This window comes from Mesorhizobium sp. USDA 4413 (assembly GCF_056280365.1).
In genome coordinates this window covers 3,412,143-3,438,359 of record NZ_JBVPRP010000001.1, presented here as the reverse complement: position 1 = coordinate 3,438,359, position 26,217 = coordinate 3,412,143, and the positions used below count along the sequence as shown (strand labels likewise).

27 protein-coding genes are annotated in these 26,217 nt (G+C 63.8%); 18 read left to right on the top strand and 9 right to left on the bottom strand.

What is annotated here, in order from left to right; translation table 11 throughout:
- Nucleotides 1-175 precede the first annotated feature (175 nt).
- Nucleotides 176-454 carry a hypothetical protein gene (locus ACVMIM_RS16520; RefSeq protein WP_476113255.1) on the bottom strand — a complete coding sequence of 93 codons (279 nt, stop codon included), beginning with the start codon at nucleotides 452-454 and terminating at the stop codon, nucleotides 176-178.
- Between the two features lie 448 nt (nucleotides 455-902).
- On the opposite strand from ACVMIM_RS16520, the gene ACVMIM_RS16515 reads away from it, so the two are divergent.
- The 9 genes from ACVMIM_RS16515 to ACVMIM_RS16475 all read left to right on the top strand — a co-directional run bounded on the left by ACVMIM_RS16515 (nucleotide 903) and on the right by ACVMIM_RS16475 (nucleotide 10,784).
- Nucleotides 903-1,061, top strand: coding sequence for a hypothetical protein (locus tag ACVMIM_RS16515; RefSeq protein ID WP_476113253.1), 159 nt, complete (start codon nucleotides 903-905; stop codon nucleotides 1,059-1,061).
- A 235-nt stretch (nucleotides 1,062-1,296) separates the two neighbouring features.
- Nucleotides 1,297-2,364: a type III polyketide synthase gene (locus ACVMIM_RS16510; protein ID WP_476113251.1), complete on the top strand. Its 1,068-nt coding sequence runs from the start codon at nucleotides 1,297-1,299 to the stop codon at nucleotides 2,362-2,364.
- Entirely contained in the window at nucleotides 2,361-3,083 is a 723-nt protein-coding gene (locus tag ACVMIM_RS16505; protein WP_476113249.1) for a class I SAM-dependent methyltransferase, read from the top strand. Before ACVMIM_RS16510 ends, ACVMIM_RS16505 begins: the two co-directional genes overlap by 4 nt.
- Entirely contained in the window at nucleotides 3,080-4,315 is a 1,236-nt protein-coding gene (locus ACVMIM_RS16500) for an NAD(P)/FAD-dependent oxidoreductase (protein ID WP_476113248.1), read from the top strand. Before ACVMIM_RS16505 ends, ACVMIM_RS16500 begins: the two co-directional genes overlap by 4 nt.
- Nucleotides 4,316-4,473: 158 nt before the next feature.
- Nucleotides 4,474-4,938 carry a DUF2231 domain-containing protein gene (locus ACVMIM_RS16495; RefSeq protein WP_476117258.1) on the top strand — a complete coding sequence of 155 codons (465 nt, stop codon included), beginning with the start codon at nucleotides 4,474-4,476 and terminating at the stop codon, nucleotides 4,936-4,938.
- Nucleotides 4,939-5,458: 520 nt separating this feature from the next.
- Entirely contained in the window at nucleotides 5,459-7,072 is a 1,614-nt protein-coding gene (locus ACVMIM_RS16490) for a DUF2778 domain-containing protein (RefSeq protein WP_476113246.1), read from the top strand.
- 239 nt (nucleotides 7,073-7,311) lie between these two features.
- On the top strand, nucleotides 7,312-8,559 hold the full coding sequence (locus tag ACVMIM_RS16485; protein ID WP_476113245.1) for a glycosyltransferase: 1,248 nt from the start codon (nucleotides 7,312-7,314) through the stop codon (nucleotides 8,557-8,559).
- Between the two features lie 277 nt (nucleotides 8,560-8,836).
- Complete coding sequence (locus ACVMIM_RS16480; protein ID WP_476113244.1) at nucleotides 8,837-9,622, top strand: ThuA domain-containing protein; 786 nt, start codon at nucleotides 8,837-8,839, stop codon at nucleotides 9,620-9,622.
- 103 nt (nucleotides 9,623-9,725) lie between these two features.
- Nucleotides 9,726-10,784, top strand: coding sequence for a Gfo/Idh/MocA family protein (locus ACVMIM_RS16475; protein ID WP_476113242.1), 1,059 nt, complete (start codon nucleotides 9,726-9,728; stop codon nucleotides 10,782-10,784).
- A 42-nt stretch (nucleotides 10,785-10,826) separates the two neighbouring features.
- Here the strand turns inward: ACVMIM_RS16475 and ACVMIM_RS16470 are convergent, their stop codons facing one another.
- The 3 genes from ACVMIM_RS16470 to ACVMIM_RS16460 all read right to left on the bottom strand — a co-directional run bounded on the left by ACVMIM_RS16470 (nucleotide 10,827) and on the right by ACVMIM_RS16460 (nucleotide 14,279).
- Nucleotides 10,827-11,552 carry a 3-keto-5-aminohexanoate cleavage protein gene (locus ACVMIM_RS16470; protein WP_476113241.1) on the bottom strand — a complete coding sequence of 242 codons (726 nt, stop codon included), beginning with the start codon at nucleotides 11,550-11,552 and terminating at the stop codon, nucleotides 10,827-10,829.
- A 169-nt stretch (nucleotides 11,553-11,721) separates the two neighbouring features.
- Nucleotides 11,722-12,654: a dimethylarginine dimethylaminohydrolase family protein gene (locus ACVMIM_RS16465; RefSeq protein WP_041001769.1), complete on the bottom strand. Its 933-nt coding sequence runs from the start codon at nucleotides 12,652-12,654 to the stop codon at nucleotides 11,722-11,724.
- Between the two features lie 32 nt (nucleotides 12,655-12,686).
- On the bottom strand, nucleotides 12,687-14,279 hold the full coding sequence (locus ACVMIM_RS16460; protein ID WP_476113239.1) for a zinc-binding metallopeptidase family protein: 1,593 nt from the start codon (nucleotides 14,277-14,279) through the stop codon (nucleotides 12,687-12,689).
- 82 nt (nucleotides 14,280-14,361) lie between these two features.
- Here ACVMIM_RS16460 and ACVMIM_RS16455 point away from each other — a divergent pair, with 82 nt between their 5' ends.
- From ACVMIM_RS16455 to ACVMIM_RS16435, 5 genes are all read left to right on the top strand, one after another.
- Nucleotides 14,362-15,258, top strand: coding sequence for a LysR substrate-binding domain-containing protein (locus ACVMIM_RS16455; RefSeq protein ID WP_041001773.1), 897 nt, complete (start codon nucleotides 14,362-14,364; stop codon nucleotides 15,256-15,258).
- A 129-nt stretch (nucleotides 15,259-15,387) separates the two neighbouring features.
- On the top strand, nucleotides 15,388-16,482 hold the full coding sequence (locus tag ACVMIM_RS16450; RefSeq protein ID WP_278050997.1) for an ABC transporter ATP-binding protein: 1,095 nt from the start codon (nucleotides 15,388-15,390) through the stop codon (nucleotides 16,480-16,482).
- Between the two features lie 70 nt (nucleotides 16,483-16,552).
- Entirely contained in the window at nucleotides 16,553-17,665 is a 1,113-nt protein-coding gene (locus tag ACVMIM_RS16445; RefSeq protein ID WP_476113238.1) for an ABC transporter substrate-binding protein, read from the top strand.
- A 21-nt stretch (nucleotides 17,666-17,686) separates the two neighbouring features.
- Nucleotides 17,687-18,520: an ABC transporter permease gene (locus ACVMIM_RS16440; RefSeq protein WP_140698522.1), complete on the top strand. Its 834-nt coding sequence runs from the start codon at nucleotides 17,687-17,689 to the stop codon at nucleotides 18,518-18,520.
- A gap of 4 nt (nucleotides 18,521-18,524) precedes the next feature.
- Complete coding sequence (locus ACVMIM_RS16435) at nucleotides 18,525-19,331, top strand: ABC transporter permease (protein WP_476113237.1); 807 nt, start codon at nucleotides 18,525-18,527, stop codon at nucleotides 19,329-19,331.
- A 397-nt stretch (nucleotides 19,332-19,728) separates the two neighbouring features.
- Here ACVMIM_RS16435 and ACVMIM_RS16430 read toward each other — a convergent pair whose 3' ends face one another.
- Both ACVMIM_RS16430 and ACVMIM_RS16425 read right to left on the bottom strand, forming a co-directional pair.
- On the bottom strand, nucleotides 19,729-20,271 hold the full coding sequence (locus ACVMIM_RS16430) for a cytochrome b (protein WP_476117256.1): 543 nt from the start codon (nucleotides 20,269-20,271) through the stop codon (nucleotides 19,729-19,731).
- A gap of 205 nt (nucleotides 20,272-20,476) precedes the next feature.
- Nucleotides 20,477-20,836 carry an ArsR/SmtB family transcription factor gene (locus ACVMIM_RS16425; protein WP_041001784.1) on the bottom strand — a complete coding sequence of 120 codons (360 nt, stop codon included), beginning with the start codon at nucleotides 20,834-20,836 and terminating at the stop codon, nucleotides 20,477-20,479.
- Nucleotides 20,837-21,266: 430 nt separating this feature from the next.
- Here ACVMIM_RS16425 and ACVMIM_RS16420 point away from each other — a divergent pair, with 430 nt between their 5' ends.
- From ACVMIM_RS16420 to ACVMIM_RS16410, 3 genes are all read left to right on the top strand, one after another.
- Complete coding sequence (locus tag ACVMIM_RS16420) at nucleotides 21,267-21,461, top strand: hypothetical protein (protein ID WP_476113235.1); 195 nt, start codon at nucleotides 21,267-21,269, stop codon at nucleotides 21,459-21,461.
- A gap of 106 nt (nucleotides 21,462-21,567) precedes the next feature.
- Nucleotides 21,568-21,813 carry a DUF982 domain-containing protein gene (locus ACVMIM_RS16415; protein ID WP_476113233.1) on the top strand — a complete coding sequence of 82 codons (246 nt, stop codon included), beginning with the start codon at nucleotides 21,568-21,570 and terminating at the stop codon, nucleotides 21,811-21,813.
- Nucleotides 21,814-22,169: 356 nt separating this feature from the next.
- Nucleotides 22,170-22,412: a DUF982 domain-containing protein gene (locus tag ACVMIM_RS16410; RefSeq protein ID WP_041001790.1), complete on the top strand. Its 243-nt coding sequence runs from the start codon at nucleotides 22,170-22,172 to the stop codon at nucleotides 22,410-22,412.
- 299 nt (nucleotides 22,413-22,711) lie between these two features.
- Here the strand turns inward: ACVMIM_RS16410 and ACVMIM_RS16405 are convergent, their stop codons facing one another.
- Nucleotides 22,712-23,671, bottom strand: coding sequence for a glycosyltransferase family 8 protein (locus ACVMIM_RS16405; RefSeq protein WP_476113231.1), 960 nt, complete (start codon nucleotides 23,669-23,671; stop codon nucleotides 22,712-22,714).
- A gap of 21 nt (nucleotides 23,672-23,692) precedes the next feature.
- On the bottom strand, nucleotides 23,693-24,274 hold the full coding sequence (locus ACVMIM_RS16400) for a CatB-related O-acetyltransferase (protein ID WP_476113229.1): 582 nt from the start codon (nucleotides 24,272-24,274) through the stop codon (nucleotides 23,693-23,695).
- 180 nt (nucleotides 24,275-24,454) lie between these two features.
- Here ACVMIM_RS16400 and ACVMIM_RS16395 point away from each other — a divergent pair, with 180 nt between their 5' ends.
- Entirely contained in the window at nucleotides 24,455-25,240 is a 786-nt protein-coding gene (locus tag ACVMIM_RS16395) for a hypothetical protein (RefSeq protein WP_476113228.1), read from the top strand.
- 11 nt (nucleotides 25,241-25,251) lie between these two features.
- Here ACVMIM_RS16395 and ACVMIM_RS16390 read toward each other — a convergent pair whose 3' ends face one another.
- Nucleotides 25,252-26,121, bottom strand: coding sequence for an NmrA family NAD(P)-binding protein (locus ACVMIM_RS16390; RefSeq protein ID WP_476113226.1), 870 nt, complete (start codon nucleotides 26,119-26,121; stop codon nucleotides 25,252-25,254).
- Between the last annotated feature and the right edge of the window lie 96 nt (nucleotides 26,122-26,217).

Genomic DNA, 26,217 nt, shown 5'->3' with positions numbered 1-26,217 from the left:
TCGGCGCGCTGCCACATGGCGCGCCGAGCGCAGCCGTGTCGACGGACGAGTTGCGAGCCGTGTCGTCACCGTCCAGGAAGGCTTGGCAAATCGCCAAGGCCTTCCGTCAGGGGCAGTAAGAACAAGCAGTTGGAGTGGTGCAGCGATCTATCCAAAAGCTCAACCGCGCTATCTGTTACGCTGGGATCAGGATGGCGATCCGATGCACGCCGACGTCCTTGCTCGTATTCGTCGCCTGGTCGGTCTTGCCCTTGGAGCAAGTGTACACGTCACCAACCTTGAGTTTGAACTCCTTGTCCACCTTCTTGATCGTGAAGGCGCCAGAGGTGATCGTGCACACCATATCGTTGTCCATCACCATCGCAGGAGCCGTGGCTCCTGGCTGAAAGACCGCATCGACGAGGGTGATGCTCTTGTAGGCGGGAATGTCGGAATTGCCGGTGCCGACTTCCACTATCCTGACGCCGGGCGCGATCTCCTTGCCTTCATTCGCAGCGTACTTCTTGGTTTTCGCAAATGTCGCCGTTGCGAACAGGGAGCAACCGTTGCAGCCGTCACGCCGAGCGCGATTGCAGACCTGCGATTCATCGTTTTCATCGCATCCTCCCTAGACCTGTCATGCACGGATGAGCATGGCATTCGTACATTAGCACAAACTGATTAAATTGTGCAGAAAAGCGCTTGCCGGTGACAGCTTTTACGGTGGCTTTTGCCGGAACTTCGAATGGCCGCTGATGCTGATTCACTGCGAACAACAATGCCGAAGGAAAAGGGCGGCGGCGGTCTGATGATTGTTATCGACGTCACGTGATCACGCTGGCGCGCTCCGCATTCCCCAGCCCGACAACCCGCCTTCGGAACCCTTGCCGTTCTCGCAGGGTTTATGTGCGAGGCGTACCGCCATGGAAAACAAACCGCCTGCCGAAAACCTGGGAAGGATCCTCGTCACCGTGCTGGCGGTCTGTCTCGTCATCATTGCCGTGTTCTTTATGGGCTTCAGATATTCGGAGCGCGATCAGGGAGCGCTGATCGTGCCCGGCGCGGCGCAGGGCAGCAAGTGATCGGCCCGAAGTCCTTGCCCACCAAGGCAGGGAGAAGGCTGTAATGCTTTGTTTTTGCCTATCATTCTCTCCCAATCTTTTACGTTCGGGATCACGCGCCAGGGAAGAAACAGGTTTTCCGAAACGTTTATCGAACAGGCAACGCTCAGCGTCTGGCGCCTGACGAGGGCGCTCATGAGCAAGGAACCCTTCCGGCGACAGCGCGCTCCGCGCCCGAGGCCCAGGGAGACAGCAGATGTCCGCCAACGCCTATATCAACCGGATCGCGACAGCGGTTCCGGAGCATGACGTCCATCAGTTCTACCTGCGCTACGCGGCCTCCATGCTGACCGCCGATCGCAGGAGGATATTCCAACGCATGGCCGGCCTTGCCGGCATCGAGCATCGCTTTTCCTGCTTTGCGCCCGCTCTCGATCCCGAAGGGCCGTCAGCCGACCTTGCCGGCACCTTCAGGCGCGGCGCGTTTCCCGGAACGGCGGCCAGGATGACAATGTTCAGCCAAGCAGCCCCCATTCTGGCGCAAAAGGCAATCGACGGACTACGGCTTGGCGATGAGGCGTCGCGCATCACTCATCTCATCGTCACCACCTGCACCGGCTTCTCCGCGCCGGGCATCGACCTCGACCTTGCCGCGCGATGCGGCCTGTCAGACGGTATCGAACGCACGATGATCGGGTTCATGGGCTGCTACGCCGCGGTCAATGCCCTCAAGCTTGCCCGCCACATTGTCCGCTCCGAGGCGCGGGCCAGGGTCCTCCTGGTCAATATCGAGATCTGCACCCTGCATCTGAGGGAAACCACCGAACTGGAAAAGTTGCTGTCCTTCTGTCTTTGGGGCGATGGCTGTGCGGCGACGCTCGTAACCGCGGAGCCGTCCGGTATCGAGCTCAACTCCTTCCGCTGCACAGTCGCTGAAGAGCGGCGGGAATTGATGACCTGGGATATCGGCGACCACGGCTTCGATATGTTTCTCTCCGGCAAGGTGCCTGCGGCGGTCCAGGAAACGTTGCGAGGCAACCGGGACGCTATCCTCGGCGGCCGGCCGCCGAAGGCGATCGACCTCTGGGCCGTGCATCCCGGTGGGCGCAGTATTCTCGATGCCGTCGAAAGGGCGCTCGACCTCGCGCCAGCCGCACTCGGGCCGTCGCGCGAGGTGCTGCGCCGATACGGCAACATGTCGTCGGCGACGGTGATGTTCGTAATGCAAGAGATGCTGAAGGCGCCGGGCGGCCAACTCGGCTGCGGCATGTCGTTCGGACCCGGGCTGACGGCCGAGACCATGTTGTTCCGGACCGCCTCATGAACGCGCTCGATCAACGGACACTTGTCCCGGAAATCCTCGATCGGCTCGCCGCCGACGATCCGCGGGCACTCCACTCGCGGCGCGATCTGCGCCGGATCAACGCGCTGATGTTCCAGGCGCCGATCATGGCATCGCTCATGAGAAAATTCTTGGCCAAGGCGCCCTGCCGCATGCTTGAGATCGGCGCCGGCGACGGCACCTTCATGCTGAAAGTGGCCCGGCGCATGGCAAAAGACTGGCCGGAGGTGGAGCTGACGATGCTCGATCGCGTCGGCCTCGTCACGCCCGAGCTCACGGCGGATTTCGCCGGTCTGGGATGGAAGCTCGAAACGTTCACCGCCGATGTTTTCGACTGGGCGCAGAAAGCGGATGGCGGGGCCTTCGATGTGATCACGGTCAACCTGTTTTTGCATCATTTCGACAACACCCGACTGCTACGTCTGTTTTCGCTGTTGGTTCGCAGGGCGCCATTGCTCCTGGCGACGGAACCGCTGAGGGCAGGCTTGGCGCTTGCGACGACCCGCCTTCTGCCGGCGATGGGCGCCAATGACGTCACCAGGCATGACGCCGCCCAGAGCGTGCGCGCCGGCTTTCGCGGCAGCGAACTTTCCGACCTCTGGAGCGCTGCCGGCGGCCGGCCGCTCGAGGAGCGGCGCGCCGGCCCCTTCTCCCATGTCTTCGCCGGTGCCGCGTCGATGCCTGCCAAAGGTGTGCCATGAGACCGACATCGACCCACGATGCGATCGTCATCGGTGCCGGCCCGGCAGGCACGTCGGCGGCGCTGGCGCTGGCCCGTCGCGGCTGGACCGTGGCGATTGTGGAAAAGAGCGTGTTTCCGCGTCGCAAGGTGTGCGGCGAATATATCTCGGCAAGCAATCTCGCGCTCCTCGAGCGACTGGAGATCCTCGATGCGTGGCGGGCCGAGGCCGGTCCCGAAATTCGCCGGGTCGGCTTCTTTTCCGGCGATATCAGCATCGAGGCGCCGATGCCGCGTGCGAAATCCGTGCCCGCGGCAGGAGACGGTTTCGGCCGAGCGCTTGGCCGCGACATACTGGACACCCTGCTGTTGGATGCGGCCCGATCGGCCGGCGCAGAGGTCTTCCAGCCCTGCCGCGCCGTCGCCATCGAACGCGATGGCGCCTGCCAAGCGGTGCGGGTCCAGGCAGGAGCCGGGAATTCCCGCGACGAGGCGACGATCCTGCGGGCACCGGTGATTGTCGCCGCGCATGGTTCGTGGGAACCGGGACCTTTGCCGACTCAGCTCAAGAAGAACGGCCGTCCCTCGGACCTGCTCGGCTTCAAGGCGCATTTTTCAGGATCGACGCTGCCGCCCGACCTGATGCCGCTGCTGACGTTTCCCGGCGGCTATGGCGGCATGGTGCTCGCAGACCATGGCCGCATGTCCATCTCCTGCTGCATAAGGCGCGATGTGCTCGCCCGGTTGCGCGGCAGGCTTGCCCGCGAGCATGGGCGCCAGGTCTCGGCGGCTGAAACCGTCGAGCATCATCTCAGGGCGACGTGCCGGGGCGCGCGAGAGACGCTGGAGGGAGCCAATCTCGACGGTCCGTGGCTTGCCGCCGGCCCGATCCGGCCGGGCATCCGCTCCGGCTACGACGGGGACATCTTTCGCGTTGGCAACATCGCCGGCGAGTCGCATCCGATCATCGCAGAGGGCATATCGATGGCGCTTCAATCCGGCTGGCTCCTGGCGCTGGAACTCGGCGCGGCAGCAAGTGGGCAGGCGAGACGCGAAGCGGTCGGCAGACGCTACGAGGCGGGCTGGAGAGAACTATTCTCGACCCGCATCCTCGCCGCAGAAGCCATCGCGCGCATCGCCATTGGCCCCGGCGGCGGCCCCATGCTGAGAGCGGTTTTCGGCAATTTTCCGCAAGCGCTGGCTTTAGGCGCGCGGCTCAGCGGCAAGACGAGGGCGGCGCCGGGTTTTGGCTGACCGGACGCGTGGCTCCATGAGCGCGCCTCGGGTTATGGAACATTCCGGGACGGCCGGAGTTTGGTATGCGATCCGGCTTTGCCGCCAAGCCTGTGTCGCGAAGGCACGAGGCAGCGCTCGCCACGCCTGCGGGAGGCATCACCATGGCCCAGCATACGATCCCCCACAATCCGCACAGCACCGCAAGCATTGCCGGCCATCCCATCCATGCAATGCTGATACCGTTCCCCATCGCCTTCTTCGTCGCGACCTTCGTTTGCGACCTCATCTTCTGGCGAACCGGCAATCCAGGCTGGGTCACCGCTTCGCTCTGGCTTCTCGGCGCAGGCCTGATCATGGCCGCGCTGGCCGCCCTTGCCGGGCTAACCGACGTTTTGGGTGACGCCCAGATCCGCAATCTCGGCGACGCATGGCTTCACGCCGGCGGCAATGTGATTGTCGTCCTGATCGAACTTTACAATTGGTATTCGCGATATGCTCACGCGGAGGCGGCCGTTGTGCCGGTCGGCCTGGTGCTGTCGCTGATCGTTGTTCTCATGCTTCTGTTCACCGGCTGGAAAGGCTGGGGAATGGTTTACCGGCATCATGTCGGTGTCGCCGATGGAACGGACGACACGCGTTGAAGGCGCCAGCGTGGCCGGCTAGCACCTGATGCGGCCGCCGGTCGAAAGGCGCCGCAACTTCTAGTTCCTCTCTTCATGTCGCCTCCGCCCCCGGCGGAGGTAACTTTTTTGGGGTGTTCCGGCCCCCAAATATCTTCCCTCTGCTTTACCGGCTGGCCCACCGCATCTTTGGCCGGCTTGTTCCAGCGCCAGGCGTGCGGGCCGCATTTTGACCCAAATCGCTCGATAGGCGGCCAGGATTGCTGCGGTTCCGTTGTTCACGGTTTCTTGACAGAGGCCGGAAAAACGGGCAGCAAGGCGGGTGAGGGAGAGCATTTTTACCGTGGCGGAGACCATGGAGGGCTCTTTTTTCGCATGGACCGTCGCCAAATCGGCGATTGGTGGAGGGATTGGTTAACCATCTTTGTCCATCTTTTGAATCAATCGGCAACAGACGCGTGAAGGTGCAGGGGGCACCGGCGAACTGTGATCGTGACGGGTGCCAGGTCCGCAGACCGGCATGCCGATTGAGAGTGGTCGTATGGCGTTTTTGCGTTTGAGAAACCGGGGTGACGCTCCTCATGGGGAGATAACTTCGAAAAGGTCTGGTCATCGTTGGCTCGTGGTGCCTGCTGTCGGCGCCGCCCTTGCCCTGTGGTCTGCCGGCACCTTGGCGGGCCTCTATTCGGTAAGCACCTCGCTGACCGCCGCTTCCAACGGATTGCCGCAGAGCCTGCTTTCGCCGCGCAACATCGCGCTTGGCGATCAGCGCCGGCAGATCGCCAATGCCTGGGCATCGCATCTGACGGACACTGGCGGCTACAAGGCCGGTTCGCTCACCGGCGGTTGCGACGCCGGCTGCTTCAGCCTCGCGGCAAGCTTCAGGCATGACGGCCAAGCTCTTGAAAAGCTGAAGAATGAAGGCGGCGGCGGCAAGATGGCGCGGCTCAAGCTGCCGGCGCCTGACAGCGTCGCGCAGGAAAAGGTCGTGGTGGTGGCTTCGGCCGCCGGAGCCGCCGACCGTTTCGATAGCGTGGTGAAGCGCGCGGCGCTTTCGCCGCAAAAGCTCGCCAATGCCTTTGCCCGCGCCGAGAACGCGCCGTTCCTGCTCGCCAGCCTGCCTTCGGCGAGCCGCTTCGGCGGCGCGCAGCCGGAGGCGCCGATCGAAGCCCGCTTTGGCTCGCAGCCTGCCGAAATCGCCGGCGCTTCCGAGCTGGCGCTCGCGCTCGCCAACATATCGCCAGAGGAGACGGCCGACGTTCCAACCGCCGTAGCGCTGCAAAACAGCGATGCGCCTGAAGTCGCCGACAAGCCGGACAATGGCCAGGACGGCGCGTACCAGGTCGCCTCACTACCGCCGCAAGACGATTTGCCCGACACGATCGCCGTGCCCGGCCTTCGCCCGCGCACCACGCTCGAGCGCGCCATCCAGGCGCCCGAACAGAACGCGGCCAAGCCGCAGAAGCCGGAGATCGCGAGGCCGCAGACCGTGAAGACAAGGCCACAGCCGGCCGCGGCCGACACTGCGCAAAGCACGCCGACGGCAGTCTCGCCCAGAAGCGGCGACCAGGCCCTGCCGGGCGTGGCGGGCTCGAAGCCGATGGTTGCCGAGTCCAAGCCCGGCAAGCGCAAGGCGCAAGCATCCGAGATGCTCGCCTATGCCAAGCCCGACACACCGGAGAGCGGCGGCCTCGGCAGCGCCTTCCGCAATCTTTTCAACGGTCCTTCCACGGGCAATGGTGTCGCCGTCTACGATATCTCGGCGAGAACCGTCTACATGCCCGACGGCTCGAAGCTCGAAGCGCATTCAGGCCTGGGTTCGATGGTCGACCAGCCGCGTTTCGTCGACCGCAAGAATGTCGGTCCGACGCCGCCCGACACCTACAATCTGTCGATACGTGAATCGCGCTTCCATGGCGTCGAGGCTATCCGCCTGACACCGGCCAGCGGCCGGAACAAATACGGTCGCAACGGACTGCTCGCGCACACCTATATGCTGCGCGGCGGTCGCGCCGAGTCCAACGGCTGCGTCGTCTTCAAGGATTATCACCGCTTCCTTGCCGCCTACAAAAAGGGCAAGATCAAGCGCCTTGTCGTCGTCCCGCGGCTCACAAGGCCCCTCACCCAGGTCGCCCAGGAAGGCCGCCAGGGTTAAATCTTCATTGGCCGGCGAACGGGTCGCCAGCTTTTATCGACCCCACTTGCTGATCGGAAGGCCGGGTGCCAAGAGGCACTCGGGCGTTTGCCATCGCCGTTTAAACCATGGCGAGCGTCTCACCCGAGGAAGCGATAACGACCCTTCCCAGGATATAGATATGGCGCGGCCCGGGCTTGCGGCAAGCCCCCGGCCATGGCGTATCAACGCTGCTCCGAAAAACCACAACGGAGCATGGAATGCGGATCTTGCTATCGACTTACGGCTCGCGCGGCGATGTCGAGCCATTGGCGGCGCTAGGCGCGGCCTTGCAGGCGCATGGCGTCGAGGCCAGGGTGAGCGCGCCGGCCGACGCGGAATTTGCCGCGCTTCTGGCGCGCGCCGGCGTGCCGCTGGCACCGGCCTTCGCGCCGGTACGCGAATGGGCGAAGGAAATGATCAACCGGTCCCGATCGGCCTCGCCCGAGGACCGGGCCAGGCTCATTTCCGGCCAGGCGGCCGAGATCGTCGCCAGGCAATATCAGGCGCTGAGCGCGGCCGCCGAAGGCTGCGACGCCGTGGTGGCATTCGGCCTCTTCCCGTCCTGCGCAGCCGCGCGGCTGGTCGCGGAACAACGCAGCATGCGTTACATGCTCGGCACGTTCTGCCCCATCTGGCTGCCGTCGCCACACAACCGGCCGCATGAATATCCAAGCCATCCGCTGCCGCCCGGCGCGACCGACAACCGGCTCTTGTGGGAGATGGACGTCCGGACCAAGAACGCCCTCTTCGGCGAGGCGATCAACGGGCAGCGAGCGTCATTGGGACTGCCCCCGGCGCAAAATGTCCGGGATTACGTCTACGGCAATCCCGTTCTGCTCGCCTGCGATCCGACATTGGGACCATGGCTGCCCTCGGATCTGATCGATGCCGTGCAGACCGGCGCTTTCATCCTGCCGGATGAGCGGCCCCTCCCCGACGCGCTGGAAGCCTTCCTCGGTGCCGGCCCGGCGCCCGTCTATGTCGGCTTCGGCTCGATATCGGTCGAGAGCGAAGCCGGGCCTGCGGCCATCGAGGCGATCCGTGCCAAGGGCCTCCGCACGGTGCTCGCGCAGGGCTGGGCCGAGCTCGGCCCCGTCGACGATGGCGACGACTGCCTCGCCGTCGGCGAGGTCAACCAGCAGGCGTTGTTCGGCCGTGTCGCCGCCGTCATCCATCATGGCGGCGCGGGCACCACCGTCGCCGCCGCGCGGGCCGGGGCGCCGCAGGTGATCGTGCCGCAGATCGGCGACCAGCCTTACTGGGCGCGGCGCGCGGCCGAACTGGGCATCGGCGCCGCGCATGACGGTCCGTTGCCGACGGCACAGTCATTGTCGGATGCGTTGGAGACGGCGCTGGCGCCTGCAACCCGCGCTCGCGCAGGGGCCGCGGCTGGCAGGATTCGTGGCGACGGCGCCGAAGTAGCGGCAAGGCTGCTGATTGAATTGCTCGGCCAATCCGGCCGGTGAACTCATTGCGTCGTCAGTTGCGCCAGCGCCCTTTGCAGGGGCGCCGGCGAGACCTGGATCGGGCCTGAGAAGGGCTGTCCATGTCGATGATCAAACAGACCGCCGCCGCTACCAGCGCTCCGGAAACGAGACGCGTGAAGACGACGGTGCCATTGTGCGGCGCGCGAAAGCCGAAGCCGGCATGTGCATCGACGCGAAGCTCGAAAACCGCTTTCAATACCGGGCGAAGGCGCTATCTATGGCGCGGGGCGGCTCCCAATCACTCACGAGGCAATCCATGACAATTCGCGCTGTCGTCTGGGGCGAGAACATCCATGAGCGGACCAATGAGGTGGTGGCCTCCATCTATCCGGAAGGCATGCACGCGACCATCGCCAAAGCGCTGAATGCCGACAAGGCGATCTCCGCCTCGACCGCGACGCTGGAGCAGCCGGAGCACGGCCTGCCGGAATCCCGCCTTGCAGATACCGACGTCCTCGTGTGGTGGGGACACAAAGATCATGGCGCGGTGGCCGACGAGGTGGTCGAGCGTGTCACCCGCCGCGTCTGGGAGGGTATGGGGCTGATCATCCTCCATTCCGGCCATTTCTCGAAAATCTTCAAGCGGCTGATGGGCACGCCCTGCACACTGAAATGGCGCGAGGCCGGCGAGCGGGAGCGGCTTTGGGTGACGAGCCCCAGCCATCCGATCGCCGAAGGCGTCGGCGAGTATTTCGAGCTAGAGAACGAGGAGATGTATGGCGAGCAATTCGCCGTGCCGGAGCCGCAGGAGACCGTCTTTATTTCCTGGTTCCAGGGCGGCGAGGTGTTCCGATCGGGCCTCACCTATCGCCGCGGCGCCGGCAATATTTTCTACTTCCGCCCCGGACACGAGACCTATCCGACCTATCGCGACGCCACCGTGCAGAAGGTGCTGCGCAACGCGGTGAAATGGGCACACAACCCGCAAGGCTCGAAGCCCGCCATTCTCGATGCGCCGAACGTGCCGGTGGAGAAGGCGCTGGAGCCGATCGAGGAGCGCGGGCCCAAGCTGCACGCGCATGGCGAGGCCGGCTTCCGCTAGAAAAGGCGCCTCTCCGCCTCGCTTGGGATTGCGCGGAAACAGTGCCTGGGTCACATTCGCCTTCCATTATTGAATCGAACCAAACCGCTCGAAGGAGCAGAAAATGCGGCTTTTGATACTCGGCACCGGCTGGATGGCGCAGGAACATGCCCGCCGCTTCGGCGCCATCGAAGGCGTCGACATCGTCGGCGCGGTCGATGTCGATGCGGCCCGCGTCGGCGAATATGCCGACGCCTACAAGATCCCGAAGCGCTTCACCTCGCTGGAGGCGGCGCTCGACTGGGGCGATTTCGACGCGGTCGCCAATGTCACGCCCGACCGCATCCATCACCCGACCACCATGGCGCTGGTCGCCGCCGGCAAGCCGGTGCTGTGCGAGAAGCCGCTGGCGGAAAATTTCGGCAAGGCCAGCGAGATGGCCGATGCCGCGGAAGCCGCCGGTGTCGTCAACATGGTCAACCTCACCTATCGCAACGTGGCCGCGCTGCAGAAGGCGCGCCAGATGGTGCAGGCCGGCGAGATCGGCACGGTGCGCCATGTCGAGGCGTCTTATCTGCAGAGCTGGCTGGTGTCGAAATTCTGGGGGGACTGGCGCACCGATCCGAAATGGCTGTGGCGGCTGTCGCGCGGCCATGGCTCCAACGGGGTGCTCGGCGATGTCGGCATCCACATCCTCGATTTCGCCAGCTATGGCGCCGCGCTCGGCATCGACCATGTCTTCTGCCGGCTGCGCGCCTTCGACAAGGCGCCGGGCAACCGCATCGGCGAGTATCAGTTCGACGCCAACGACAGTTTCGCCATGACGCTCGACTTCGCCAACGGCGCCTTCGGCGTGGTCCATGCCAGCCGCTGGGCCACCGGCCATATCAACGAGCTGCGCCTACGCATTTATGGCGACAAGGGCGCCGTCGAAGTGGTGCACAATCTCGACGGCTCGCTCCTCAAGGCTTGCGTTGGCGACAATGTGGAAAACGCCAAATGGGAAGAGCTCGACGCCGGCACCGTGCCTACCAACTATCAGCGCTTCGCCGAAGCGGTGAGGAGCGGCGTGCAGACCGAGCCCAACTTCCGCCACGCGGCGGGACTGCAGAAAGTGTTGGACCTTGCCGTGGTGTCGGACGAGAAACGCGCCGAGCTGAGGGCCAACGCGGACACGCAGTGAGGCCCGAGCGCTGATCTCCCACGCAAGGGGGGAGATTAGCTGTCATAACGCCCCGCGATAAATCTCCACCGCCGCCGCAGCCAGCGCCGCATTGCCGCCCGCGACGCTGCCGTCCGGCAACTCCTTGCCGTCCTCTAGCCCGACCCGCGTCGACAGCTTCCGCGCAGCCGCCCTCTCCACAAAGGGCCATACGGTCGCGTTCTCGCCATGCAGCAGGATCGAGCGGCGGATGCCGGCGCGCTGCAAGACCTTCTCGATGCCGTCGGCCACCGCAAAGGCTTCGTCCAGCGTCTGCTCTGAAATCTCGATCAGCACGCGCAGCACCCGGCCGCCATGGTCGAGCCCGACCAAGCGCTCGGCGTCGGCGATGGACGCCAGACCAGCCTCGATGCCGATGCCGCGCTGGCGCAGGCTCTCCATGACGACGGGCGCCGCCGTCTCGCTCAGATTGACCGAGGCATAGTCCGGCAGCTCGCGCCAGCCGGAGATGGCGACCAGCGTGCGCAGATCGTCCTTCTCGATCCAGGCGCCGGTGGAGACGCCAATCAGCGTGCCCGGACAGGCGCGGCGCAGTGCCGCGACCGTCCTGTCCATCGCTTCCGGCGCCAGGCTCTCGCGGCCGTCGGCGCCGCGCGCATGAACATGGAGCTCAGCCGCGCCCGCCGCGATCGAGGCCGTCGCATCGCGCGCCATTGCCTCAGGGTCGAGCGGCAGCGCCGGATGGAAATCGGCGGAACGAGCGCCATTGATGCAGGCCTGAACGATCATTGTTGCGGCAATCCTGTTTCGGCTGACCGGAGCCTAGCGCAGCGCCGAAATGATCGGAACGGCCACGGCGAAGCCTCCTGACATGCCGGACCGACAAAGAAAAATATCCCCTTGGCCCGGCGGCCAAGGGGATAAGCGTTCCCCTTCGTGGTTTGGACCTTGAAGCCCGTTATGCCGGTACGCGCTTCAGCGCCTGCGCCATGCAGTGGATGCCGCCGCCGGTCTTGGAAATCTCGCTCATGTCGACCGCCGCGACCTCGAAGCCGCGCGCCTTCAACTGGCCGATCAGCGTCTTGCTCGAAGTCGGCGCGATCACCCTGTCCTTACCGAGCGACATGAAGTTGCAGCCGAGCGCCATGGTGTCCTGGAAGGGCACGTCGATGATCTCATGGCCCTTGCCTTTCAGCCAGTCGACGATGCCGGGCTCGGTGCAGGCGAGGCAGACGGCGGTGAGCTTTTCGGCGATCGGCACCACCATCAGGTCGATATGGACGTAATATTCGTCGATGAAGGCGAGCCGCGTCTCCCAGCCTTCCTTGTCGAACCAGGCCTGCACCTGGCGGGCGCCCTCCTCCTGCGTACGGGCGCCGCCGCAGCCGATCAGCACGACGCCTTCCTCAATGACGTTGAAATCGCCGCCTTCGAAGGTGCCGGCGGTCACCATGTCGTAGATCGGGATGCCGAGCTTTTCATAAGTGCGGATGGCGGCGTAGTTCTCGCCGCGCCGCCACCAGTTGGCCATGGCGGTGATGAAGGCGCCATAGGGCGTCATGACGCTGGAGTCGCGCGAATAGACCTGCATGGGCAGTTCCGGCGTCGGCTCGTGCCAATGGATGTTGACGCCGAAATGTTCGTAGGCGGCGACGAGGTCCTTGTGCTGTGCCTGCGCGATCTGGATGTTGCAGGGCGCCTCGCGCAAATGCTTGCGCGACAGCGAGCTGGTCGACAGATGCCGGAGGAAATTGGGCGAGCCGAGCAGCACGTCGGTCAGCACATCCGTCTCGTTTGCGAAGCCCCAGCCGGTCAGCGGCTTGGTTCCGCCGTTGGGGTTGCGGCGCTGCAGCGAGAACGGCTCGGCGACGATGCGGTCATGGACGGTCATGGGGTTCTCCTCTGGACTATTCTGTTGATCGGTCATGCGGTGGAAGTGGAAGGGATCCACCAGTCGCGCCCGCGCGGCGTGGTGACATATTCCGGCCAGCGGAAGTTGATCGGCGGCTCGTAATCGCAGAGCGGCGCGATCCAGTTCGAGCCGCCAACGCCGCCCCCGGTTCGCTTGACGAACTCGTCCATGGCGGCGTCCCGCGCGGCCTTGTCTTCCAGTAGGCGCAGCGCGGTCAGCGCGACCGTCTTGGCAGCGCAGGTCACCATCGGATCGATGGTGGCGGGGATGCCGCCCAGCGCGTTCATCACCCAGGCCGGATAGGTGTGGCCGCCGGCCGCGCGCAGCGCCGGACGGGCGATGTAGAAGCGCGACGTCGGCGCATGCCAGCTCATGTCGGTGTAGTCGTCGGAGGTGGAATTCACCTGCGAAGGCGGTAGGTCGCGGCGCAGGATAGCCTCGGCTTCCTGCGGCGAAATCAGCCGCTCCAGCTCGTCGATGAACGGGTTCTCGGTCGCCTCCCCGCCAGCATTGACCTGGACCTCGCGCGCGATGCCTTTCGCCTCCTCGCTCCAGCGCGGCGCGCCGACGGTGGAGAGTGCTTGATAGGTGATCTCAGCCATGGCGTGATTGGCGAGCCCCGGCCGCGACTTCGAGACCCAATGGCGCTCGTGGCGGCAGCCGCTCATCTTGGCCGCCGCTTCCGCATTGCGGTCGAGCACGGCTGTCACCTGCTCGGCCATGGCAATGGTCGGCACGCGGATCATGTATTGGAGCTCGGCGAGGCGCGCCGGCAGGTTGTCGGCGGTCGCCTGGCCTGCCGTCAGGATCGCCTCGCTGATCGACCAGCCGCCTTGATGGGTCAGCATGGAATCGCGCAGCGCCTTGGAAGCCATGTACATCATCATCAGCGCGTCGTTGGCGCCGGGCGCCCTGATCGCCGAATGCGCCTGCGGGATCGGCGCACTATCGCCGGCGCGGACCCAGTTTTCAGGCTCGTCGCAGATGAAGCGGTAGATCATCGAATAGGCTGCGCCGCAATGCGTGTCCCAGCGCGCGGTGTTGCAGAGCGGCAGCATATAGAAGGGATGGAAGGAGATCATGCCGGCGAGGCCGTCATAATAGCCTTTTGCCGCATGGATCGGCTTCGAACCCCTCACCTTCTCCGCCGGCTCGCCGGTGAAGCGCAGCGTGCCCTTGATGCCGTGTTCGAGCATTGCCGCCTTGGCGGCGAGCAATCCGCCGAGGCTGCCGATGCCAAGCCCCGAATGCGGGTCGGTGTGGCCGCCGGCCTCGAGGCCCAGACCTTCGCGCGGCCGCTTGACCGTTGAAGCATCCTGGCAATTGCCGGGAACGGCGTCGTACTCGCCATACATGCCGATCGTGGGTCCGTCGCCATTCGTCCAATGGGCGCAGAAGGCCGTCGGCATGCCGCCGGACCCTTCCTCGACCGAAAAACCTTCGCGCTTCAGCCGATCCACATACCAGGCCGCCGACTGGTACTCGCGCCAGGCGGTCTCGCCGAAATCGAAGATGGTGCGCGTCCAGGCCGACAGCAGCGGCTGGATGCTGTCGATGCAGGCGAGCGCGGTTTCTTGCGCCGAGGTCGTCACCGGTTTGTCCATGCCCCAAAGAAAGCAGTGAAGCGGCTCATCAAAAAGTGATATGTTTTCCCGGCTCGTGCAAATTCGGTTCACCTGAGGCCTCTTGCGAATACCTTCCACGCAGGCGCTGCGCGCCCTCGACAGCTTCGCCCGTCACGGCAGCGTGTGGCGCGCCGCCGACGAGCTTCATCTCACCCGCAGCGCCGTCTCGCACCAGCTGAGGCTGCTCGAACGCGACCTCGGCTTCGATCTTTTGCAGCGCATCGGCAAGGGCGTGGCGCTGACGCCGCGCGGCCAGCGCTACGCGGCCGACGTCCGAAAGGCGTTGACCGTCCTCGGTGATGCGAGGACCCAGAACAGCGGCGCCGGAGTCGGCGGCTCCTTCGCCATCTCCTGCCCGCCGGGCTTCGCCTCGATGTTCCTATGCACGCATATCAGCGAGTTCCAGCAAATGTATCCGGACGTGACGCTGTCGGTGCTGACGCCGCGGCGGCTCGACGATGTCAGCAATCCGGATGCCGACGCCTTCATCGCCTTCGGCGTCGGCAACTGGCCGAACCGGGCCGTGGAACTGCTTTGCGAAGTATCCTTCACGCCGCTCTGCAGTCCGAGACTGCTCAACAAGGTCGGCGGCTTTTCAAAGCCCGCCGACGTGCTGCGCGCCAACCTGCTGCATCTTTCCGACACCGAGGACTGGGCGCGCTGGCTGGCGCTGTCCAAGGTGGAAAATCCCAATACCGAGGGCGGCATCTTCTTTTCCGACATGAACCTCGTCTTCTCGGCGGCGATTGCCGGCCAGGGGATTGCGCTCGGCGACGAGCTGACCGGCCGCCAGGCGCTGAGCGAAGGCCGGCTGGTCAAGCCTTTCGAGGCGTCGGTGCCCTCGCCGCGATCCTATTTCCTGGTTTTCGAGCACGCCAAGGCCGGGCACCCGGTGCTCAATGCCTTCGGCGACTGGCTGAGGGCGAAGCTGTCGGAGAGCAGTCTGGCGAAGTATTGAGATTGGCAGCTCCAGCGCCGCCGCCTTCGCCACCCGTGAATCAAATTTGCCGATCAGGCGAAAACTATTCGGTTGCGGTGAGCCGCAGCCATGCCTACGATTTCATTGGGAACTGAGGAAAGAGCCAGGATGCAGCAACCCGGCCGGGCCGCGGAGATCAAGGCGAACGGAATCGGCAAGAGCTTCGGCTCGTTCCGGGCGTTGGACAATCTTACGCTCGATATCGGCCGCGGCGAGTTCCTGACCCTGCTCGGTCCGTCCGGCTCCGGCAAGACCACCTTCCTGATGATCCTGGCCGGCTTCGTGCAGCCGAGCGAAGGCAGGCTTTTCAGCGACGGCGTCGACATCACCGACCGGCCGGCCGAGCAGCGCGCCGCCGGCATGGTGTTCCAGGGCTATGCGCTGTTCCCGCATATGAGCGTGGAGCAGAACATCGCCTTCCCGCTCAAGGTGCGCAAGAAATCCGCGGCAGAGATCAAAAGCCGTGTCGGCGAGATGATCGAACGCGTCGGCCTCAAGGGCCACGAGAAGAAGTTGCCGGCGCAGCTTTCCGGCGGCCAGCAGCAGCGCGTGGCGCTGGCGCGCGCCTTGGTGTTCGAACCCGGCGTGCTGTTGCTCGACGAGCCCTTCTCGGCGCTGGACAAGAGCCTGCGCGGCCAGATGCAGGCCGAGATGAAGCGCCTGCACCAGGAGACCGGCACCACGTTCGTCTTCGTCACTCACGACCAGAGCGAGGCGCTGGCGCTGTCGTCGCGCGTCGCCATCTTCAATCACGGCAAGCTCTTGCAGGTCGGCAAGCCGGACGAGGTCTATGACCGGCCCGCCAACCGCTTTGTCGCCGAGTTCCTGGGCGAAATCAACATGCTGCCGGTGAAGGGCGTGCGCCCCGCCGACAACGGCGCCACCGGGCTGTGCGAGGACCGCGCGGTCAACATGCGCTGCAAGGCGGAAGCGATCAAAGGCGACGCGATCCTCGCCATCCGCCCCGAGGACATGTCGATCGCGCCGGAAGCGTCGGCCAACCAGAACGGCATTGCCGCGACCGCGGTCGCCTCGACTTATCTGGGTGCGGCGACCAAGCTCGACCTCACCACCCGCCAGGGCGCCAAGGTCACCGTCTCAGTACCGAACGAGGTCGCGGCGGCTGCCTTGAGCAAGGGCAATTCCGTCTGGCTGACCTGGCCGGCGGAAAAGGGCTTCCTCCTTCCGGACGGAGGACAGTAAGCATCGCCGCTGCGGCTGAACTCGCCGCATCGGCATCCGGTTCAGATCAACGACAACAAGGGGAACTGACATGAACGATACGAAGAAACAGACGATCGAATCCCTCGCCGAGCGGACCAAGCGCGGCGAGATCTCGCGCCGCCAGTTCGCGCAGCTCGCGGGGCTGGTGCTCGCCGGCTCGCCCATGCTTTTGCGCTCGACCGGCGCTCAAGCCGAGACCAAGGGGCTGGTGCTGGTGAACTGGGGCGGCGACGCCATCACCGCCTACGACGCCGCTTACGGCCAGGCCTTCACCAAGGAAACCGGCATCCCGGTCAAGATGGACGGTTCGGGCCCGACCGAAGGCGCGATCGCCGCGCAGTTCAAGAGCGGCGCGCCGACCTGGGACCTCGTCGACGTCGATCCGTTTTCGGCCATCACGCTCGGCGGCCAGGGCATGCTCGAGCCGATCGACTACAAGATCGTCGACAAGAGCAAGATGCGGCCGGGCTTTGGCTGGGAATATGCGGCGTCCACCTATTTCTTCTCCTATGTGATCGCCTACGACTCGCAGAAATTCGGCTCCAACGCGCCGACAGGCATGGCCGACTTCTTCGACGTCAAGAAATTCCCCGGCAAGCGCTCGCTCTACAAATGGGGCGTGTCGAGCTGGGAAGCCGCCCTTCTCGCCGACGGCGTCGCTCCCGCCTCGCTCTATCCGCTCGACCTCAAGCGAGCGCATGACAAGATCGCCGCCTTTAAGGAAAACGTCGTCTCCTATTGGGGCGGCGGCGCCGAGAGCCAGAGCGTGCTGCTCAACGGCGAGGCCTCTATGGCGATCGTCTGGTCGACACGCGCCTCGCTGATCGAGCAGGACTCTGGCGGCCAGATCAAGTTCATCTGGGACCAGGGCCTGATATCGCCCGGCGCGCTGGCGGTCCTGAAGAACAACCCAGGCGGCAAGGAAGCAGCGATGAAGTTCATCGCCAGCACGCAGGATCCGCAAAAGGAACTGGTGATGTTCGACAAGCTTGGACAGGGCCCGGCCAACCCGGCCGCAGACGCGCTGATCCCGGCCGACAAGAAGCGCATCAACCCGGTCGATCCGGCGAACATGTCGAAGCAGATCCCGCTCGACATGGAGTGGTACGCCAAGAATTACGGCGCAGCACTCGACGAATACACCAAGATCATCTCGGCCTGACGGGCCGAGAGCTACTTGGCGATGAGAGGACCCCTCTCCGACAGGATGGGCGCGGCGCTGTTGATGGCGCCGTTGCTCCTGTTCCTGATCCTTGCTTATGCCTGGCCGTTCCTCGGCGTGGTGAAGTGGAGTTTTACCCTGCCGACGCCCGGGCTCGGCCAATACCACGCCTTGCTCACCGACGATCTGGTGCAGTCGGTGTTCATCCGCACGCTGCGCATCGCGGCGATCGTCACCGTGGTCTCGGTCACCGCCGCCTATGCCATCACCGTGGTGTGGGTGCGCGGCAGCCCGGTGCAGCGCGTGCTCGCCGAATTCTGCATCCTGGTGCCGTTCTGGATCTCGGTGCTGACGCGCGCCTTCGGCTGGGTGGCGCTGCTGTCCAACCGCGGCCTGATCAACACCTGGCTGCAATCGATCGGCTTCATCTCCGAGCCGCTGACTTTGGTTCGCAACGAATTCGGCGTCATCGTCGGCATGTCGCATTTCCTCATTCCCTTCGCGGTGTTCCCGCTGGCGTCCGCCATGCGCAGCCTGGACGAGCGCGTGCTGCTCGCGGCGCGCGGGCTTGGCTCCAGCCGCATGCGCACCTTCTGGACGGTGTTCGTGCCGATGACGCGCTCCGGCATCATCGGCTCGGCCCTGATCACCTTCGTCTTCTCGCTCGGCTTCTTCGTCACGCCGGCGATCCTCGGCGGCGGCCGCAGCGTGATGATCGCGGAGCTGATCTATCTGCGCATCTTCCAGAGTCCCGATTGGGGGCTGGGTGCGGCGATCAGCGTGGTGCTGGTGGTGTTCGTCGGCGCGTTGATGGCGCTCCTGTTCCGCTACGTCAAACCGAAGCAACTGGTGTAGCGCGATGCCGACCTACCGTCCCGGTCCCGTTTCGCTGATCCTCGCCGTGCTGGTGGCGCTGTTCCTGCTGATGCCGCTGCTTGCGGTCATCCCGGTGTCGCTGACGCCGAGTCGCATGCTGACCATGCCGACGGGCGAATTGTCGCTGCGCCACTACCGCTCGCTGATCGAGGATCCGCGCTGGCTGGATTCGATCCTGCTGTCGCTCCGAATCGGCATCGTGAGCAGCATCCTTTCCACCGCGCTTGCCCTCACCTTCAGCCTTGGTGTCTGGATGTTCCAGCCGCGCTTCACCGCCGCCCTTGTCGGCTTCGTGCTGTTGCCGATGGTGGTGCCGCCGGTGGTCTCGGCGGTGACGCTCTATTTCCTGCTCACCTCGGTCTCCGGCCTCACCTCGTTCTTCGGCTACGACACCTGGCTGGGCGTCGCCATGGCGCATTCGGTGATGACGGTGCCATTCGCGACGGTGCTGATCCTCGTTTCGCTCAGCCAACTCGACCGCCGTATCGACCTTGCCGCGCGCGGGCTTGGCGCAACCGTGTGGGAACGCGCGACGCGTGTCATCATGCCCAACATCAAATTCGGCATCGTCACCGCGGCGCTGCTCTCCTTCGTGCTCTCCTGGGAAGAGATCGGCGTGACGCTGTTCATTACCTCGGTCAACGCCATCACCCTGCCCCGCCTGATGTGGATGGGCCTGCGCGACAATATCGACCCGGCGATCGCGGCACTCTCGGTGATCCTGATCATCATCACCGTGCTGGTACTCGTCGTTCGCAGCGTCGTCACAAGGCAGCGCGCCGCACGCTGAAACCCAGACAAACCTGACCGAAACGCGGCCGAACCTGCCATGGGAACCTTCCGGCGATATCAAACCGATGATCGCCCTTGGTCGACGCAGCAAGGCACGGGACCTCAAAACGAAGAGGCCCGCCGGGAGCGGCGAGCCTCTTACGGGCCGAAGTGGAAGTTCGGCGCCGTGATGATCCGGGGGTGTGGATCGGCTCGGAATTTAGCCAACAGCGCCCGGCCGGGCGACTTACAAATCCGTAATCTTCGCGCCGGCAGGATCGAGCGGCGCCGGCAAAAGAGACATATTATCATAGCCTTGCAAACATTCTCGGCCGCCGGCGCAGTGCCCTTCAATCAAAAGTGATGGGGCACCGGCACGACCAAGGCCTGTCCGCCGCAGCACGGAGCCCCGGTGGCTAGCGATTTCCCGGCAGCATTCTGGTCAGGATCGCGTCCCGGCGAATCAGGTGGTGATAGAGCGCAGCCAAGGCGTGCAGGCCGGCCACGATCAGTATGCCATTCGCGCATAGCGAATGAATCTCGCGAATGGTCCGCGCGGTCGTCCTGTCCGGAGCGAAGGGCGCGGGAATCGTGAACAGGCCGAAGAAGCTCAGCGCGTCGCCTTGGAACCAGGTCAACAAAATGCCGAGGACCGGAATGGCGATCAGCAGGGCATAAAGGATGAAATGCCCGATCTTCGCCGCGGCCCGCTCGGCAGTGGACATTTCCGATGGAAGGTCAGGCGCGCCCCGAAGGCTGCGCAGCACCACCCTCCAAAACACGAGAGCGGCCAACAGAAGGCCGAACGAGATGTGCAATCGCCAGAAGAATGCTACCGCCGGCTCCCCGCGGGCATAGAAGGCGTCGCCGTAGGTCAGGGCGTAGAGCAGGACGACAAGGACGAACAACGTCCAGTGAAGAAACTTCTGGGCGGACGTGTAGGTACTAGCGACGGCCATGCTGTGCGGCTCCGTTTGACAGGGTTCCCGTTTCGAACGCGTTCCTGGCAGACGTGTGGCCGCTAAATTAAGAATTCGTAAGACTTCGGCGAAGGGACGAGACGCCTGCGGTAGAGCCCCCCGATTGCCGTCTCTTTGCATCCGCGCCATCGGGGCGCCGCGGCGGACGAAGGCCCCCCGGCCTCGTCCGTGCGTGGCGGTCCGTTCAGGCAGCTTGCGGCCGCCGCATTCTCTCGACTAAAGCCTGTCTTGCCGGTCCGGCAAGCGGCTTTTCCGTGGCCAGCAGACCATCGAGCAGCGCCAGAAGCTCGCGCGCTGCCGAAGACTTGCAGGAATAATAGACCATCTGACGATCGCGGCGGGTTTCGACCAGGCCAAACCTGCGCAGTTTGGCCAGGTGTTGCGACAGCGCTGACTGGCTGAGTTCGACCTTGTCGGCGAGCACGCCGACCGAGAGTTCGCCCTCGGCGAGGTAGTTCATGATGAGCAAACGCTTCTCGTTGCCCATCACCGCAAGAAAGGCTGCCGCGCTTTCTGCGTTGGCGGTAAGTTTCTTGGTAACCATCGATTTCCCCATGGTTCAAGCTCTTCCGAAGGCCACGGGGGCAATGGCTTCAGAGTTCCAGAGCGTTGATGAGCCTGCCCCGGTTTGGACACGGGACCTGCCCTGCTTCTTTTCGACCAGAACCCCTTCGCAAACCCGGTTGCCACCACGTCGGGGTCACTGGTCTCGGACAGAACGCGCGGCGTTTTTCTGGGCTCAAGTCAATGCAGACTCGGAAAAATTCCGCGCTGCTAATGCGTATCAGCGTAGCGCTCGTTCGGCAAGAATATAACGAGGCTGGCAAACAACAGCCAGTTGCAGGCAAGGAAGCACAGCAACCCGCGTACTTGGCTGAAGAGACCCTCGGCCATGATCTTGCCGCGACTCACTCCCAGTCTCGAAGCGTGCTATTATTAGCCGGGCAAGAGGGGCCGGGCTGGAGGAGGAAGCCATGTCCATCGTACGCAACACGTTCAATCCCGATGAGACGGCCATGCTTCGCCGTGTCTACAAAAACGGCAATTTCGAAGGCGAGACTGCCGAGCAGAAGGAGGCGCGCGCCTCGCGCATCATCGCCAATTACATGGCGGGCATCACCGACGAGGCGGAACTGATCGAGCTTTCGCGGAAGCCGCTTGGAAGATGAGGAGCCTGCGCCGCCTTCATGGAACGACTTCACGTTAAGTTGACGTTTCGCGGCGCAACTCCACGATAAAATATATCGTGATCCGATACTTCGGGAGGTTTCAGCGATGATCCAGGGATGGTTTTCCAGGCCGGTCGAAGTCGCCGTCGGGGTCTCGGGCTCGATCCGCCATATATCCAACGCCGAGCAGGCCATCGAACTGCTGACCGGCCAATGGCGTGATGCCGGCAGTGCGCTGCATGGCGCGGCACTGCGCGCCTGCCGCCGGGCGATGCGCGGCGACGTTGCGGCGGACAACGCCAGGGAGGCCTTCATCGTCGCCGCGCGCGAGGCGCATGTGCTGGTGGAATAGAGCATGGCGGACCTCGGCGCTCCATAGGCCCGCCTAGTGAAGCCATAAAAGCATCAGCACCGATGGGCCGACACTTGACCCCCGTCCGGATGGGGCTTGTCCTAGAGCGTTTCATCATTTCGCAGAACGAGGGATCGCTCTATCTCTTTGTTTTTACACAATTCCGGAGAGGAGCTACAGCGAAGCTGCCGGAGCTTAACCGCTCGCACCTTGCCTGGAATGCCTGGGCTTGAAATTCTTCGGAACCTAACGCCGGGAATTTGGTTAACGCGCGGGTCCGCAATCGCGGAGCCGCATCGGGCGTCGTTCGGCGCCGATTGCTTGCTCAAAAGACGATCATAAGAACGGAGGAAGTGATGAACGATGTCTGGTTTTCCGAGCCAGTCGTGATCGATTTCCAACCAAACGGCCAGCGCAAGGTTTCGAGTTGCTTCGAGGCCATGGAATGTCTTGACCAGCGCTGGCCCAGACAGGCGCGCGACCGCACCTGGCGCTCGGCGAGCCGTGTCTGCCGCGACGCGCTCGATGGCCTGCGCAGCCCGGTGGAGGCCCGCAAGACGTTGCGCAAGGCTGCCAAGGTCGCCGGCCTGCTGGCGTAGCCCCGATTTTCCCACGGCGCCCTATGAGCGGCGCCACCGAGCCCGTCGCGGTTTCCCATTGCCGCGGCGGGCTTGCGTTTTTAATGCAGTGACGGCCGACGCATACTTGGAACGCGTTCAAGCACGCGTCCCGTGGGAATACATGAAAACGCCGGCCGCCTGGCTTCGGGGTTGCCTGACGGGTTCAGGCCGTTGCATTTCGGCGAGTCGGCCGGCAGGCCGCAACGCGAGCACAGGGACATGGTAAACGGGCGGTTATTATCCACAATGGCGCGGGGCCAATCGGGCGCGCGGCCGGATCAGGCAAAGCCACCAATCACTTCCGGGAACTGGACCGCCAGTGCGCCTTCTTCAGCCTGCCGGGCGTAGATCTGATGCATTTTCGCGCCGTCATATCTGGCGCGGCGGCGCTGGATATCCTTGCCGAAAAGACCGGCGACGGCGTCGAAACGGCGGAAGAAGCGCTTCATCACGCCGCGCTCGAAAGGTATGCGCTGCTCGAACGGCCTACGCCAGGGCGTGTCCTTTGCCAGGTCGCGCCAGATGCTGAGCGCTTCCAGCTCGACCCCGACCTGGTTGCCCCACGGCTTGCCGCCGGCGAAATGCCTGGCCCAGGCCTGGGAGAAGCGAAATTCCCTTGTCCCCAGCGATTGCAAATTCCAGTTCGGGTGCATCGTCTGCCATTTGCCCTCGAAGGCGATGTTGAGAGCGTTCTGGTCGTTCATCTGACCTTCGACGGCGGTCTTTCGCGTCTGCTCCAACAGGGCACTCTCGCGAACGGCGTTCATATCGAAGACAACGACACCGGAATTGAAGTATGGCGCACCGGGCGCCAGCTTGAGCCTTTGCCGGTAAGAAGGCCTGAAATACATATAGTCGTCATGCGCGGCGAGCAGAGGGGCGCGCAGCGGTTGTCCAGCCAGGTCATTGATGTCTCGATTGAAGAGAACGTCGCAGTCTGTGTATGCGATGCGATCATATGGCTCGAAGAACGGAAACCGGTCGGCGAAAAGCCGAACGTAAGCGGCAATGCTGTAGGTTCCGAAACGGAAGCCGAAATTCGTCATGAAGTCCGTGACATCGACCAGCTCAACCCTGCCTTCCAACAGGCGGCTGGCGACTTCAAGATCCGTTTCGCTCGCACCGGTGTAAAGCAGAAAGCCGTCGATCGGTGCAGAGACATCCAGTATCCGGCGCACTGTCAGGCAGGCATACGGAAAGTAGTCGGCATCCGTCGCCAGGAAGAAACACGACTTCATCGTTCCGCTAACCGCTGCCCGTCATTTCGTCGCGGTGCCTGCCACAGAATGCCTCTCGATAAAAGTCTCAATCGGGCCGGTCAGCGCGGCCGCCTCGGCTTTGATCTTCTCGTCGTCCCAATGCCACCACCGGATGGCGAGCAGTTTCGAGATGACGTCCTGCGAAAAGCGGTATCTGATCAACCTTGCCGGTGACCCGCCGACGATCGCGTAAGGCGGCACGCTCTTCGTGACCACCGCCCCTGCCCCGACGACAGCACCGTCGCCGATTTCCACACCCGGCAAGATCATCGCGCCGTTGCCGATCCAGACATCATTGCCGACGGCAATGCCGCCTGGCCTGCCGGCATTTGCGACCGGCTCGGGCTGCTTCAGCAACCGGCTGTAAATCGGAAACGAGGTTGCACTCTCAGTTGGATGCTGGCCAGAGCAAATGAAAAGCACTTGACCGGCGACCGAGCAGAAGGCGCCGATTTCCAGCGGAGCGTCCTTTGCGGGAAACAGGACCTTTCGCCATGTCACGCCGTAAGTGTGACGGCCGACCTTGACGTGTTCCGGCAATTTGGAACGCAGGTCCCTCAGCCATTTGGAAAGCCCCGACATTCCAGATACCTCCCCAACGCTCGTGCGACGTGGACCCGATCGACGCATCAACCAATAAACTTTGTACCGGCGCAAGGGATCGATCCACCAAACCTAGCTCCTCCATGGGAACTTTTGGGTGGATTGGATTTGCGCGTGTTGGTAGTGGGAGCATCCCAGACACTTCTCCCAAATGATCGAATGAACGACGTTTTTGGCTATGTCGCCTATGGCGATAATGAGGTTTATCATTTTGGCGCGCTGCTAAGCGCACTTAAGCTTTTGTACCATTGCCCTCATGCCAAAATAATCGTCGCAACAGACAGGCCCGAACTCTTTCGTCCATACCCCGTCGAGACGATGACCATAACGGCCGGCCAGAAAGAGCTGATGTCTTTCGGCTGGCGCTATCATTTCGGAATCAAGGCTGCGTGCCTGATCGAAATCCTGAATCGGGCGGACCGCCTCATCTTCATGGACTCCGACCACTACCCTTATCTCGATCCGACCAGAGGATTTCGGCAAATTACCCCGATACGCTCTTTCATGCGCAAGTGTGAGGGCCGGCATCGGCGTTATCCGGTTCTCTCAGGCAAAGGCGTCAAGATCGGAGACTACACTCTGACGGGCGACGAACCGATGTGGCAAAGCGGAATCCTTGGCATTCATCGGGCCAGCATCAGCGCCTTGACCGAGGCCTATGCCGCGATGCTGGCTGTACGCGAACTGACCAATACCGATGCACCGGAGCAGTTCTGCATCGGTGTTGCGCTCTCCCGAAATGAGCTGGCTGTCAGCCGACACCACCTTCCGGTCAGCGACTACAACACCCGCGGAAAGAAAGCTTTTGCCAGTCCGCGCGTGCTGCAATTCTTCGAGATGTACGGTGACGCTCCAATTGCGGAGCAGATAAGGAGAGCCGGCTGGTATCGCTTGTGGCGAACTCCCATGGACCTATGGCGCCAGCGGGATAGGTGGTCGTTTTAAGTCGGCAGTTGTCAGGTACGGCAAGCCGCCCCGGCGATTTTGGCGATCGCCTCCTCGATGCCAATCCTTCCTTGCCGTCTTAGGGCGTTCGGCTCGCGAAAATCGATCCAGCCCTCATTGAAGCCGTCGAGCATGCGCATGCGCATGGCGGGATGGCGCATGCCTTGGTCGCGGAAGATCGTCTCCCAGCGTTCGCGTGGGACGGTACGCGCCTCCACCCTGCGGCCGAGGGCCTTGCCGAAGGCCGCGGCGATCTGGTTCGGCGACACTCTGTGTTGCGCTTCCAGTTCGATCACCCGGTGGCCGCTCCAATCCTCCAGCAGAAGTTCCGCAGCGGTCCTGCCGACATCGGCGGCAGCGACCATCGCGACCGGTCGGTCGAGCGGCTGGAGGTAGCTGTCGATGACGCCCTCGCGCGCCGCGGCGAGATCCCACTGGGCATTTTCCATGAACCAGGCGGCACGCAGGAACGTCACGGCCACGGGCAGATCGGCGAGCGCCTCTTCCAACAGGCGCAACACGTTGAGCAGGTTGGGCTCCGCGGCATCTGCGCCAATCGTCGACAGCACGACGACCTTGGGCGGCAACGCCCTGTGCAGCGCCTCGCGGATGACGGCGATCTTCGGCAGCACGTCCGGGAACCCGGATTCGGCATCATAGACCGGCGGCAACAGGATGAATGCGCCCTCGACGCCCGAAAGCGCCTCGGCGAGCGGCCCGGCATTGCCGAGATCCGCAATCGCAATCTCGCAGCCCCTGGCAAGCCAGGGCGCGGCCTTGGCCTGGTCGCGAATAACGGCGCGAACCTTGCGCCCGGACTTGAGCAGCGTTTCGGCTACGGCGCTGCCCACGCGGCCGGTGATTGCTGTAACAGCGAACATGATTATGCCTTTCGGATCGTTCTGGTTGATCGGGATCGCGGCCGACGGAACAGGAACCAGGCCAGCGGAAATCGGTGGCCGGCCTTGTCCCACCCT